This is a genomic window from Micromonospora sp. WMMB235 (assembly GCF_001855515.1).
GTDB classification, from domain to species: Bacteria; Actinomycetota; Actinomycetes; order Mycobacteriales; family Micromonosporaceae; genus Micromonospora; species Micromonospora aurantiaca.
This window is the reverse complement of the sequence record NZ_MDRX01000001.1, coordinates 5452110-5464067: the sequence shown is the minus strand read 5'-3', so window position 1 is coordinate 5464067 and position 11958 is coordinate 5452110. Positions and strand designations below refer to the sequence as shown.

At 73.8% G+C, this 11958-nt stretch carries 12 protein-coding genes; 3 read left to right on the top strand and 9 right to left on the bottom strand.

The features are described 5' to 3' along the window. Window positions 1–2: 2 nt before the first annotated feature. From BFV98_RS24295 to BFV98_RS24255, 9 genes are all read right to left on the bottom strand, one after another. Window positions 3–1115, bottom strand: coding sequence for a glycosyltransferase family 4 protein (locus BFV98_RS24295; protein ID WP_369830089.1), 1113 nt, complete (start codon window positions 1113–1115; stop codon window positions 3–5). An 82-nt stretch (window positions 1116–1197) separates the two neighbouring features. Continuing rightward, window positions 1198–1869, bottom strand: coding sequence for a BON domain-containing protein (locus BFV98_RS24290; protein ID WP_071097881.1), 672 nt, complete (start codon window positions 1867–1869; stop codon window positions 1198–1200). Between the two features lie 135 nt (window positions 1870–2004). After that, the gene (locus BFV98_RS24285; RefSeq protein ID WP_071097879.1) at window positions 2005–3519 is read right to left on the bottom strand and encodes a S1C family serine protease; all 1515 of its coding nucleotides are present in this window, start codon (window positions 3517–3519) and stop codon (window positions 2005–2007) included. Between the two features lie 62 nt (window positions 3520–3581). Beyond that, window positions 3582–5138: a cell wall metabolism sensor histidine kinase WalK gene (locus BFV98_RS24280; protein WP_013475292.1), complete on the bottom strand. Its 1557-nt coding sequence runs from the start codon at window positions 5136–5138 to the stop codon at window positions 3582–3584. Beyond that, a complete protein-coding gene (locus tag BFV98_RS24275) occupies window positions 5135–5836 on the bottom strand; it encodes a response regulator transcription factor (RefSeq protein WP_030271847.1) in 702 nt (233 codons plus the stop codon). Before BFV98_RS24275 ends, BFV98_RS24280 begins: the two co-directional genes overlap by 4 nt. 64 nt (window positions 5837–5900) lie before the next feature. After that, entirely contained in the window at window positions 5901–6521 is a 621-nt protein-coding gene (locus tag BFV98_RS24270; protein ID WP_071097878.1) for a PadR family transcriptional regulator, read from the bottom strand. Next, window positions 6518–7348: a DUF4097 family beta strand repeat-containing protein gene (locus tag BFV98_RS24265; RefSeq protein ID WP_013475290.1), complete on the bottom strand. Its 831-nt coding sequence runs from the start codon at window positions 7346–7348 to the stop codon at window positions 6518–6520. Before BFV98_RS24265 ends, BFV98_RS24270 begins: the two co-directional genes overlap by 4 nt. Window positions 7349–7472: 124 nt before the next feature. Further along, entirely contained in the window at window positions 7473–8357 is an 885-nt protein-coding gene (locus BFV98_RS24260; protein ID WP_071097876.1) for a 1-acyl-sn-glycerol-3-phosphate acyltransferase, read from the bottom strand. Next, window positions 8354–9130 carry a GNAT family N-acetyltransferase gene (locus BFV98_RS24255; protein WP_013288336.1) on the bottom strand — a complete coding sequence of 259 codons (777 nt, stop codon included), beginning with the start codon at window positions 9128–9130 and terminating at the stop codon, window positions 8354–8356. The genes BFV98_RS24260 and BFV98_RS24255 overlap by 4 nt, the downstream gene beginning before the upstream one ends. 173 nt (window positions 9131–9303) lie before the next feature. Between BFV98_RS24255 and BFV98_RS24250 the strand changes: the two genes are divergently transcribed. From BFV98_RS24250 to BFV98_RS24240, 3 genes are all read left to right on the top strand, one after another. After that, window positions 9304–9960: a hypothetical protein gene (locus tag BFV98_RS24250; RefSeq protein WP_071098977.1), complete on the top strand. Its 657-nt coding sequence runs from the start codon at window positions 9304–9306 to the stop codon at window positions 9958–9960. 138 nt (window positions 9961–10098) lie between these two features. Then, window positions 10099–11040 carry an ABC transporter ATP-binding protein gene (locus tag BFV98_RS24245; protein ID WP_013288338.1) on the top strand — a complete coding sequence of 314 codons (942 nt, stop codon included), beginning with the start codon at window positions 10099–10101 and terminating at the stop codon, window positions 11038–11040. Continuing rightward, window positions 11037–11864 carry an ABC transporter permease gene (locus tag BFV98_RS24240; RefSeq protein WP_013288339.1) on the top strand — a complete coding sequence of 276 codons (828 nt, stop codon included), beginning with the start codon at window positions 11037–11039 and terminating at the stop codon, window positions 11862–11864. Before BFV98_RS24245 ends, BFV98_RS24240 begins: the two co-directional genes overlap by 4 nt. Window positions 11865–11958 lie beyond the last annotated feature (94 nt).

The following is an 11958-nucleotide window of genomic DNA, read 5'->3' as shown; positions in this document are numbered from 1 at the left end:
GGTCAGCCGGCCACGACCGGCGCGACCGCCCGCTGTGCCCGTGCGGGCGCCCGCGCGGCCAGGAAGCCCCGGTAGACCGCCTCGTAGTCGGCGGCCATCCGCTCCACCGAGAAGTTCTCCGCCACGTGCGCCACGCAGTCCGCCGGGTCCAGGTCCGCCGCCGCCCGCAACGCCGCCGGCAGCTCGCCCGGGTGGTCGCAGACGAAACCGGTCACCCCGTCGCGGACCAGTTCCGGCACCGCGCCCCGGCCCAGCGCCACCACCGGCGTACCCGTCGCCATCGCCTCCACCATCACCATGCCGAACGGCTCCGCCCACTGGATCGGCATGATCAGGCAGCGGGCGTCCAGCAGCAGCCGCAGCGCGGTCACCCGATCCGCGTTCACCACGGGCGTCACGTCGTCGCCGAGCAGCGGCCGGACCACCTGCTCCAGGTAGCGGCGCTCAGCGGGCTCGTTGCACTTGCCCGCGAGCGTGAGCGGCAGCCCGGCCGCCCGGCAGGCCGCGATCGCCACGTCCGGGCCCTTGTCCGGGCTGAACCGGGCCAGCCAGAGCACCGGGCCCGCGCCCGGGCTGCGCTTGCGGGGGATGTCCCGCAGCGGCATCGCGTTGTGCACGGTGCCCGCCCAGGGCAACCCCGGGTTGGCCCGGCGCTGGGCGTGCGAGATCGCGATCAGGCCCACACCCCGGTCGGTGTTGCCGAGCACAGTGCCGTACTCGCCGACCGGGTTGCCGTGCACGGTGGCCACTGTGGGCACGCGGCGGCGGCCGGCCACCATCGGGCCGATCGTGGTGTGGTCGTGGATCAGGTCGAAGTCGGCCGGGTCGACCAGGCGGTCCACGTGGGCCAGGTGCGCCAGTTCGGGCAGCGACTCGCCCATCCGCTCGTACTGGAGGTCGTCGCAGGTGGAGACGAAGTCGGCGGCGGTGCCGTGCTCGGTCCCGGCGCCGAACAGCGTGACGCGGTGCCCCCTGTCGACGAGCGCGTCGACGAGCCCCGCCACCACTGTCTCCAGCCCGCCGTAGCCGGGCGGCGGCACCGACAGCCACGGCGGCACCACCATGGCGATCCGCAACGGCCCGGCCCACGCGCGCTCCGAGGACTGCTGGTTCACGGCCACGAGTCCTCCCCGTCGGTCCCCGGCGTACCCCGCTGCGCGCGGGTTCCCGGCCCGGCCCGCGGTAAACGACGGGCGGTCAGCCGGACACCACGATCCCGACGTGCACCTCCCGTACGCCGGGCAGCGCCCAGGCGGCCCGTTCCGCGTCCTCCCGCTGCCACCAGGCGCTCACCACTCCGTCGAGCACCACCGTGTCGCCGTCGACCCGGGCGTCGATCCGCTCGGTCCCGGTACGCCGCAGCAGCAGGCGGCGCAGGTCGATCCGCTTCTGCTCGTCACTCGGCGGGGTCGGCGGCCGCACCTCGACCAGGTTCGTCACCCCGCGTACGCCGCGCAGCCGGCGCAGTTCCCGTTCGGCGGTACGGCGCTGGAAGCCGAACTCGACCTCGCCGCGCAGCATGATCCAGCCGTCGGCGACGGTCACGTCCAGCCGCTCGGCGGGCACGAAGCTGTCCCACTCCAGCGCCCGGCTCGCAGCGATCGCGATGTCGGCGTCGGTACGCCGGTCCGTGGCGGGCAGGTCGACCGCCAGGTCACTGGCGACCGCCCGGACGCCGCGTACCCGGTGGGCGCAGCGCTCGACGGCCCACCGCCGGGCGTAGCTGTCCACCTGGCCGGTGAGCGTCACGACGCCCCGCGCGACTGTCACGCCGACCTCGGTGGCCCGGGTCTGCGCGTCCCAGTCCAGTTCGGCGAGGACGTCGCGCTGGATCTGCTGGTCGGTGCGCACGGCGGACGTGGTGGTCATGCCCCGACCCTCCCGCCGGTACGGGTGAGGCGCGCTCACCCGTACCGGGTGAGAAACGAGGAGGGGCGGCGGGTGACGGAGCCAACCCCCTTGGCTCCGTCACCCGCCGCCCGGGAGGGAGGCAGGTCCTCGGGACTATGACGTCTCGGCGAGCGTCACGGTTGCGTTCTCGGTGGATCCGTTTCGCTTGTACTGCACCTCGACCCGGTCACCGACCTTGCCGGCCTGCACGGCGCCGACCAGGTCGTTCGAGTCGTTGATCACCTTGTCGCCGAACTTGGTGATCACGTCGCCGCGCTGGATCCCGGCCTTCTCGGCGGGGCTGCCGGGCGTGACCGCGGCGACCAGCGCGCCGCCGTCCTCGGCGCCGTTCACGCTCACCCCGAGCGAGGGGTGGCTGATCTTCTCGCCGCGCTGGAGCTTCTCGGCCACGTTCTTGGCCTTGTTGCTCGGGATGGCGAAGCCCACGCCGATGTTTCCGGTGCTGCCCTGCCCGGCGGTGGCGATGGCGGTGTTGATGCCGATCACCTCGCCCCGGGTGTTGACGAGCGCGCCGCCGGAGTTGCCCGGGTTGATCGGGGCGTCGGTCTGGAGCAGGCCGGAGATCGAGCTGGCGCCCTGCTGCGGGTTCTGCTGGCCGCCCTCCCCCGCCTGGATGGTGCGGTCGCGGGCGCTGAGGATGCCGGCGGTGACCGAGCCCTGGAGGCCGAGCGGGCTGCCCAGGGCGAGCACCTGGTCACCGACCTGCATGGCGTCGCTGTCGCCGAACTTGGCCGCCTTCAGGTTGCTGACGCCACTGGCCTGGACCACAGCGAGGTCGGTCTTCGGGTCGGTGCCGACGATCTTCGCGGAGGCGCTCTTGCCGTCGGCGAAGACCACCCGCACGGTGTCGCCGCCGGCGCCGGCGACGACGTGGTTGTTGGTGAGCACGAACCCGTCGGCGCTGAGGATCACCCCGGAGCCCTCACCGCTGTTCGTCATGATCGTGACGATGCTGTCCTGGACGGAGGCCGCGATCTTGGGCAGGTCGGCGCTGTTGATCACCGGCGCGGCGGAGTAGGTGCGGGTGGGACCGTCCCCGTCGAGCGCGAGGGCGAGCGCGCCACCGGCCGCGCCGGAGCCGAGCATCAGGACCAGCGCCAGCGCGCCCGCGCCGACGAACTTCCCGGCCCGGCTGGGGCGTGCCGGCTGCTGCGGGCCCCACTGCGGCATCGGCTGCCCGGGCTGGTACGACTGGTATCCCTGCTGCGTCTGGTACGGCTGTGCCTGGTACGACGGCACCGGCCCACCGTGCTGCGTGGACGGGTAGCCAGCGGCGGTCTGCTGGTTCCAGCCGCCCTGCTGGTGCTGCTGCCCGTACCAGGGGTGCGGCTGCCCCGAGGCCGGGTACGGCGGCGCGGACGGCGTCGCCGGCTGCGGCGGGTACGGCCCGGCGGGCGCGGTGTTTCCGGCGTTCTCCGCCGGGTTCGTGTGCCCGGCGGGCGTGCTGGTTCCGGCGGCCGGGGAGTCGGCCGGAACCGACGCCGCGGCCGGGGTGCTGGAGGAGTCCGACGTCCCGCTCTCGACGCGGGGCAGCTCGGCGGTGTGGTGCGACGGCTCGGCGTCGGCGGGGGCCGGCGACCGCTGCGGATCGGTCTCGTGGTCGGTCATGCCACCAGCTTTCCCCGTAGCACTGTCACCAGCCTGTAATCCGCCTGGAAGTTTTCTGAATGTCACTCGCCGGGCTCGGGCTCCTCGGGCAGCAGCGGCAGCTTCACCCGGAAGGTCGCCCCTCCGCCCGGTGTCTCCGCCACCTCGACGGTGCCGTGGTGCGCGGCGACGAGCGCGGCCACGATGGCCAGGCCGAGGCCGGTGCTGATCGGCCCGCCGGCCCGGCGGGTACGGGCGGCGTCCACCCGGTAGAACCGCTCGAAGACCCGTTCGGCCTGCTCCGGGGTGAGGCCGGGACCGGTGTCCGCCACCTCCACCACGGCGAGGTTGCCCGCCTCGGCCCGCAGCCGCAGCGTCACCGAGGTGTCCGGCGGCGTGTGGGTGAGCGCGTTCGTCATCAGGTTGCCGATCACCTGGCGCAGGCGCGCGTCGTCGCCGAGCACCACCAGCGGCCCGGCGCCCGGTTCCCGCTCCAGCTCGATCCGCCGGTCCGGGGCGACCACCCGGGCCGCCTCGACCGCGTCGGACGCCAGCACCGGCAGCTCGACCGGGGCCAGCGCGATCGGCCGTTCCCGGTCCATCCGCGCCAGCAGCAGCAGGTCCTCCACCAGCAGACCCATCCGGGACGCCTCGTCCTCGATGCGGCGCAGCAGGTCGGCGGTCTGCTCCGGCGCCCGCGCCGCGCCCTGGCGGTACAGCTCGGCGAAGCCCCGGATGGTGGTCAGCGGCGTGCGCAGCTCGTGCGAGGCATCGGCGATGAACTGCCGCATCCGCTCCTCGGACCGGCGGGCCCGCGCCTCCGACGCCTGCGCGTACGCGGCGGCGTCCCGTGCGCCCATCTCGGCGCTGCGTGCCGCCGCCTCGGAGGCGGCCCGCGCGGTGAACGCGGCCTCGATCTGCGCGAGCATCGCGTTCAGTGCCCGGGACAGGCGGCCCAGCTCCGAGGTGGGGCACGGCCGCCCCATCTCCGGGTCGGGCACCCGCCGGGTCAGGTCGCCGCCGGCGATGGCGGCCGCCGTACGCTCTATCTCCACCAGCGGCTTCAGGCTGGTACGGACGATCCCGGCGCCCACCGACGCCAGCGAGATCAGCACCGCGCCGCCGACCAGGAGGTCTATCCAGACCAGCCGGCCGACCGCGGAGTCCACGCCGGTGAGGTGCTGCCCGAGCGCGATGATCCGCCCGTCGGGCAGGGCGGTGTAGAGCATCCGCCACCGGCTGCGGCCGTCCTCGGAGCGCACGGTGAACGGGTCGCCCACCCGCTCCTGGTAGCCCGCGTAGTCGGCGGGGAACCGGGGCAGTTCCTCTTCGCGCAGGCCCTCGTAGCGCGTCGGCTCCTCCGGCAGCTCACCGGGCGCCATCACGGACGCCACGTAGTCCGACGGAATGGTGATCTTGATCCCGCCGCCGCCGGCCTTGTCGAGCGTGTTGGCCACCGTGTACGCGCCGCCGCGGAGCTGGTCGTCCGCCTGCCCGATCAGATAGTTCCGCAGCAGGAACGCCGTCAGGCCGCTGATCACCACCAGCGCCACAGCCACGAGCGCGAGGACCGCGGCGACGAGCTTCAGCCGGAGCGGGACGCTGCGCAGCCTGCCCTTCGCGTCGTGGACGACGTTCACGCCGCCGGCTTGCGGAGCACGTATCCCACTCCCCTGAGCGTGTGGATCAGCCGGGGCTGGGTGTTGTCGACCTTGCGCCGCAGGTACGAGATGTAGGACTCGACGATGTTGTCGTCACCGCGGAAGTCGTAGTTCCAGACGTGGTCGAGGATCTGCGCCTTGCTGAGCACCCGGTTGGCGTTGAGCATCAGGTAGCGCAGCAGCTTGAACTCGGTCGGCGACAGCTGCACCCGCTGGCCGGCCCGGTGCACCTCGTGGGTCTCCTCGTCCAGCTCCAGGTCGGCGAAGGTGAGGCGGGACGGGGCCTGCTCACCGGTCGCGGTACGCCGCAGCACGGCCCGGATACGGGCGGTCAGCTCCTCCAGGCTGAACGGCTTGGTGACGTAGTCGTCGCCGCCCAGGGTGAGCCCGCGGATCTTGTCGTCGGTGGCGTCACGCGCGGTCAGGAACACCACAGGGGTACGCGTACCGCCCTCGCGCAGCATCCGGATGACCTCGAAGCCGTCCAGGTCGGGCAGCATCACGTCGAGCACCACCAGGTCGGGCCGGTGGTCCTTGGCGGCGTTGAGTGCGGCGCTGCCGCTGGTCGCGGTGGCCACGTCGAAGCCCGCGAAGCGCAGGCTCGCGGAGAGCAGTTCGAGGATGTTGGGATCGTCCTCGACGACGAGAAGCCGGGCCTCGGTCTGGGTAGCCGCCATGGCACCCATCATCCGTGCTCCGGCTGCGGCCGCGCTGGGTGCTCCCTGGAAACAACCTGTGAGATCAGCGGAGCAGCCGCCGCAGCCCTTCCAGCGCACCGTCGAGCAGCCGGATCGCGGTACGGAGCTGGTTGTCGCTGAGCCGCCGGGCCCGGACCAGCGCCCCGACCTCGACGGTGAACGCGGCGAGCCGCTGGTCGAAGTCGGCGAGCAGCGGCGACTCGTCCGGGCGGGCCGATCCCCCGTCGCCCGCCGGCCGGGTGGTCGCGGACGCCCTCCAGCCGCCCTGCCGGGTCTGCCGGGCCACCTCGCGCAGCTCCCGCTTCAGGTCGCGCACCGATCCGCGTACCTCGGTGCGTATCTCACCGGCCAGCGCGGAGAGGTCCTCGACGGCGGCGCCGATGTCGCTCTCCAGCGTCGACAGCTCGTCGGCGCGCTGCCGCAGTTCGGCGCGGCCCGCCTCGGTGATCTCGTAGACCTTGCGCCCGCCCGCGGCGGTGTGCGTGACCAGCCCTTCCGCCTCCAGCCGTTGCAGGCGCGGGTAGATGGTGCCGGCGCTGGGCGCGTACAGGCCGAGGAAGCGCTCCTCCAGCAGACGGATCAGCTCGTAGCCGTGCTTCGGGCCGTCGTCGAGCAGCTTCAGCAGGTAGAGCCGGAGCCGGCCGTGGCTGAACACGGCGGTCACGGCACGTCCTCCACATGGTCGGCGGGCGCGACCGGGCGGGCGAGCAGCGCGATGCTGCCGGAGGTCGCGGAGGCCCAGAGCCTACCCGCACCCCCACCGAGCACACCGTGGCTGTCCTTGATCGAGCCCAGCCCGCGCCCACCGCCGTCCACCTGGGGGAAGCCGCTGGTGATCTTGCCGGAGGTGGTGTGCAGGTGCACTGTGAGGTCGCTGTCCTCGCGGACCCGCACGGTGATGCTGCCGGAGATGGCGCTGAGCCGGATCTCGCTGCCGCGCGGGTTGTCCAGGTCGCAGGTGATCGAGCCGGAGACGGCGTGCGCGCGGACCCGCTCGGGCGCGCTGTCGGCGAGGATCAGCTCACCGGAGACCGTCTCCAGGTCCAGGTCGCCGCCGATGCCGAGCGCCTCGACCGGCCCGGAGATGACCTTCGCGCTGGTGCGTCCCCGCAGCCCGCGCAGCGTGACCTGCCCGGAGGTGACGTCGACCCGGGTCTCCCGGCGCAGCCCGGAGGCGACGAGCGCGCCGCTGACCACCGACAGGGTGGCGAGCACGTCCGGCGGAACGGCGACCGACACCTCGGCCCGGATCCGGTTGCCGAACCAGGAGAAGATGCCGAGCAGGCCGGGCTTGCGCTTGTGCCGGATCGTCAGCCGCCCGTCGCGTACCTCGACGAGAAGCGGCCGGCTGCTGATCCGGGTCACGTCGACCCGGGCCGGACCGTCGGCGCCGACCACGTTCAGCCGGCCGCTGATCAGCTCGGCGTCGAGCCGGGTGATCGGCTCGTCCAGCGTGATGCGCTGCGGGTTGTCGACCGTCCAACTGGCCATGACACGCTCCCCTCGTCGGCGTACCGGCCCACGGCACGCCAGGTGTTGCGAGGAGCGTAACGCGATACATCGCGACTGAACAAGACACTATCGCGACTATGTCGCGTCCCCGACGACGGCGCGGTCAGGCCGCCAGGTCGAGCTGGGTCGCGAGCACGGGACGCGGGGCCGGGCGGACCGCGGCCTCGGCGATCCGGGCCAGCGCCCGGCGGTCCGCGCCCTCGGCCGGGTGCAGCGCGGCGCTCACCGTCACCGACACGGTCAGGTCCCGGGCGGCGAGCACCCGGCGCATCGACGCCCAGAGCGTCTCCTCGCCGAGGAAGGCGGGCAGCGTGCTCGGGTCGCCCGCGTACCGGTAGCCGAGGCTCAACGGCACCACCGGCGCGCCCGCCGCCACGGCGGCCTCGAACATCGCCGGGCGGAAGCCGCGGCTCGGGCGGCAGTCCGTCGCGGCGCCGCACCAGGTCGTACCCTCCGGGAACACCGCCACCGACCGCCCGGACCGCAGCGCGCCGGCCACCCGCGCGACGGTGGCCGGCAGGTCACGCGGCCGGGACCGGTCCACGAAGACGGTGCCCGCCGCGGCGGCCAGGGCACCCACCAGCGGCCAGCTCCGGACCTCGCGCTTCGCCAGCATCCGGGCCGGCGACACGGCGAGCACCGCCAGGACGTCCAGCCAGGACACGTGGTTGGCGACCAGCAGCGCGCGCCCGCGCGGCACCCGGCCGCGGACCAGCAGACGCACCCCGAGGGTACGCAGCGTCCACCGCGCCCAGCCCCGCGACGCGGCCCGGCCCCGGGCGGCGGGCAGCACCGGCAGCAGCGCGACCAGACCCGTCCCGGCCAGGAGCATTCCGAGTACGCCGAGCAGCCGCCCGGCCCGGCGCAGCCACGACACGTCCGGGGCGGCGTGCGGCGGCAGACAGTCCGGCCCGCAGCCCGAGGCGGGCCGCCACAGGCCCTCCCCGGCAACCGGACCGGCCGCCCACGGCTCGGCGGCGGCGGTCACGACCCGGCCTCGCCGAGGAAGTGCCGCAGGTAGCGCGGGTTCATCCGGTCCAGCGAGAACAGCACGTAGAAGTCGGCGCAGCCGAAGTCCCTGTCGTACGCGGGCTCGCCGGCCACCCAGGCGCCCAGCCGCAGGTAGCCGCGCAGCAGCGGCGGCACGAGCGCCCGGCGTCGCGCCGGGGTGAGCGCGGCGAGGTCGGCGGCGGGCGCCTCGGCGGACCAGGGCCGGCGCGGGGTGACCCGCAGCAGCGGCGGGGCGAGGTGCCGGGCGGTGACCTCGGCCCACACCTGCGCGGCGGCGGTCCCGCCGTCGGCGACCGGCACCGAGGCGCAGCCACCGAGCCAGCGGGCGCCGCGCAGGTGCAGGTAGCGGCAGATCCCGGCCCACATGAGGTTGATCACGGCGCCGGTGCGGTGGTCCGGGTGGACGCAGGAGCGGCCCGCCTCGACCAGGTCGTCGCGGAGCGGGGCGAGCGGGCCCAGGTCGAACTCGGCGTCGGCGTACCGGCGGTCGGTGCGGCCGGGCGGCAGCAGCCGGTACGTGCCGACGACCTCCCCGGTCCCCTCGTGCAGCACCACCAGGTGGTCGCAGTACGCGTCGAACCCGTCGGTGTCGAGCCCGGTGGCGGCGGTCGGCAGGGTGGCGCCGAGTTCGCCGGCGAACACCTCGTGGCGCAGGCGTTGCGCGGCCGCGACCAGTGTCGGGTCGTCGGCGATCAGCAGGGTGTAACCGCTGGTCGTGAGCGGTGCGCCAGCGGCGTGCAGAACGGCCATGACTCCTGTGTAGGTGCCCCGGGTTGCCACCGGGCGGGATGAGGGGTGTCGATCCGGTGAACGCCGGTCGGCGGCGGCGTGCGAACCGGGACGGCCGGGACGGGACCGGCGTGTGCGAGGCTGCCGGGCGGACCGCCCGCGACGGCGCCGGCGGAGGGGAACCGGAGGTGCACATGCTGGTCGAGGCCCGCTTCCAGGGGCCGGACGGCTCCGGCAACGGCGGCTGGAGCGCCGGGATCTTCGCCGCGCTGATCGACGACCGGGGCCCGGTGGAGGTCACGTTGCGCCGGCCGCCGCCGCTGGACACGCCGCTGACCGCCGCCGACGGCGAGGTACGCGATCCGGACGGACACCTGATCGCCCAGGTACGCCGGGTCGAACCGGTCGACGCGGTGGTGCCGCCGGTGGACCGGGCGACGGCGGCCGACGCCGCGCGGGCGTACCCCGGTCTGGTCGACCACCCCTTCCCCCGCTGCTACGTCTGCGGCCCGGCGAACCCGGACGGGCTGCGGATCTTCCCCGGGCGGCTGCCGGACGGGCGGACCGCCGCGCCGTTCCGCGCGCCGGCCGACGTGGTGCCCGCGACTGTGTGGGCGGCGCTGGACTGCCCGGGTGGCTGGGCGGTGCTCGCGCCCGGCCGGCCGTACGTGCTGGGGCGGATCGCCGCGCAGGTCACGGCGCTGCCACCGCCCGGCGACGAGTGCGTGGTGACCGGCCTCGCGGTCGGCGGTGAGGGACGCAAGGCCGAGGTGCACACCAGCCTGTACGGTTCGGACGGCGCGCTGCTCGGCCGCGCCCGGGCCACCTGGGTGGCGCTGCCGACCCGGTGATCTCCTCCCTGAGGAGGACGGCGCGTACGCGTCCCGCCTGATTGACCCCCTTGCGCCGGGTTGGAAGGCTGTTGCCGGGTGCCCCCGCAACGGCGCCCCCACCGGCGCGCGACGAGCCCGCCGGGGCAGGAGAGGAGAATGATGTCCGACGGGCAGCCACGCCCCAGTGCCGGGACCGGCCAGATCATCGTGTCCGGCCTGACCAAGCAATACAAGACCGTCCGCGCGGTGGACAACCTGTCGTTCACGGTCGAGCCGGGCCGGGTCACCGGCTTCCTCGGCCCCAACGGCGCCGGTAAGACGACCACGCTGCGCATGCTGCTCAACCTGGTGACGCCGAGCGCCGGCACGGCCACCATCGGCGGCAGCAGGTACGCCGACCTGCCCGATCCGCTGCGTACGGTCGGCGCGGTGCTGGAGGCGTCCAGCGCGCACAAGGGCCGCACCGGCATCAACCACCTGCGGGTGATCTGCGCTGCGGCGGGCCTGCCGAAGGAGCGCGCCGACGAGGCGCTCGCCCTGGTCGGGCTCTCGCCCGCCGCCAAGCGCAAGTTCAAGGGCTACTCGCTCGGCATGAAGCAGCGGCTCGGCATCGCCGCCGCGATGCTCGGCAACCCGCAGGTGCTGATCCTGGACGAGCCGGCCAACGGCCTGGACCCGGAGGGCATCCGCTGGATGCGCGGCTTCCTCAAGGGGCTGGCCGCCGAGGGACGGACGGTGCTGGTCTCCAGCCACCTGCTCTCCGAGATGCAGCTGCTCGCCGACGACGTGGTGATCATCGCGGCCGGCAAGCTGGTCCGGCAGGGCCCGGTCGACCAGGTGATGGCCTCGATGACGCACGACGTGCGGGTGCGGGTGCGCACCCCGCAGGCCGACGAACTGACCGCGGCGCTGCGCGAGCAGTCGGCCGTCGTCGACACCGACCCGCACGGCGCGCTGCTGGTGACCGGCGTGGACGCGCCGGCTGTGGGCCGGGTCGCGCTGGCCGCCAAGGTCGAGCTGCACGAGCTGACCACCGAGCGCCCCGACCTCGAAGGGGTCTTCCTGGAGCTGACGGCCGGAAAGGCGGAGATCCGATGACGCTTGTCCGATCCGAACTGCTCAAGATCCGTACCACCAGCACCTGGTGGATCTTCGGGCTGATCAGCCTGGCGCTGTGGGCGCTCACGCTGTTCTTCAACTGGTTGCAGACCGAGGCGCTGGCCGGCGGGGACTTCGGCGAGGTGCCGGCCGACCAGTCCGACCAGTTGCAGGCCATCTCGGCCGCCGACAACCTGGCGGCCAACCTCTACACGAACGGCCAGTTCTTCGGGCTGCTCATCGTGCTGCTGCTGGGCATCGTGGTGGTGACCAGCGAGTTCTTCCACCAGACGGTGACCACCACGTTCCTCACCGCGCCGCACCGCACCGCTGTGATGCTGGCCAAGCTGGCCGCGGCCGGCGTGCTGGCGCTGCTGTTCTGGCTCGTCACCACGGTGCTGAACCTGGTCACCGCGCCGCTGATCCTCAGCTCGGTGGACGTCGGCTCGCAGCTCGGCAGCGGCGCCGTGTGGCGGGCGATCGCGCTCAACGGCCTGGCGTACCTGCTGTGGTCGGTGCTCGGCGTCGGGCTCGGCGTGCTGATCCGCAGCCAGATCGGCGCCACCGTGACCGGCATCCTGTTCTACCTGGGCGGCGCGATCGGCGCGGTCATCGTCCTCAGCCTCCTCGCGGCGCGGTACGGCGACTGGATCAACAAGCTCCAGCTGCTGGTCCCGTCGCTGGCCTCCGGGCTCATGGTCGGCGGTGACACGGACATCCCTGGTAACCCGCCGCAGTGGGCCGGCGCCCTGGTGCTGATCGGGTACGCGGTGGTGGCCGGCGCGATCGGCGTGGCCACGATCCGCAAGCGCGACATCTCCTGACCTCGCGTCGGGGACGGACCCCGGTCGGTGACGGACGTCATCGGCCGGGGTCTCGCTCGTCTAGCAGGAGTCGGCGGATCACGCAGCGTTTGCC

Excerpts from the sequence above, each read along its gene's own strand:
- BFV98_RS24290 (WP_071097881.1), bottom strand. The coding sequence starts at position 1,869 with ATGACCACCACGTCCGCCGTGCGCACCGACCAGCAGATCCAGCGCGAC.
- BFV98_RS24285 (WP_071097879.1), bottom strand. The coding sequence starts at position 3,519 with ATGACCGACCACGAGACCGATCCGCAGCGGTCGCCGGCCCCCGCCGAC.
- BFV98_RS24275 (WP_030271847.1), bottom strand. The coding sequence starts at position 5,836 with ATGGCGGCTACCCAGACCGAGGCCCGGCTTCTCGTCGTCGAGGACGAT.
- BFV98_RS24265 (WP_013475290.1), bottom strand. The coding sequence starts at position 7,348 with ATGGCCAGTTGGACGGTCGACAACCCGCAGCGCATCACGCTGGACGAG.
- BFV98_RS24255 (WP_013288336.1), bottom strand. The coding sequence starts at position 9,130 with ATGGCCGTTCTGCACGCCGCTGGCGCACCGCTCACGACCAGCGGTTAC.
- BFV98_RS24250 (WP_071098977.1), top strand. The coding sequence starts at position 9,304 with ATGCTGGTCGAGGCCCGCTTCCAGGGGCCGGACGGCTCCGGCAACGGC.
- BFV98_RS24245 (WP_013288338.1), top strand. The coding sequence starts at position 10,099 with ATGATGTCCGACGGGCAGCCACGCCCCAGTGCCGGGACCGGCCAGATC.
- BFV98_RS24240 (WP_013288339.1), top strand. The coding sequence starts at position 11,037 with ATGACGCTTGTCCGATCCGAACTGCTCAAGATCCGTACCACCAGCACC.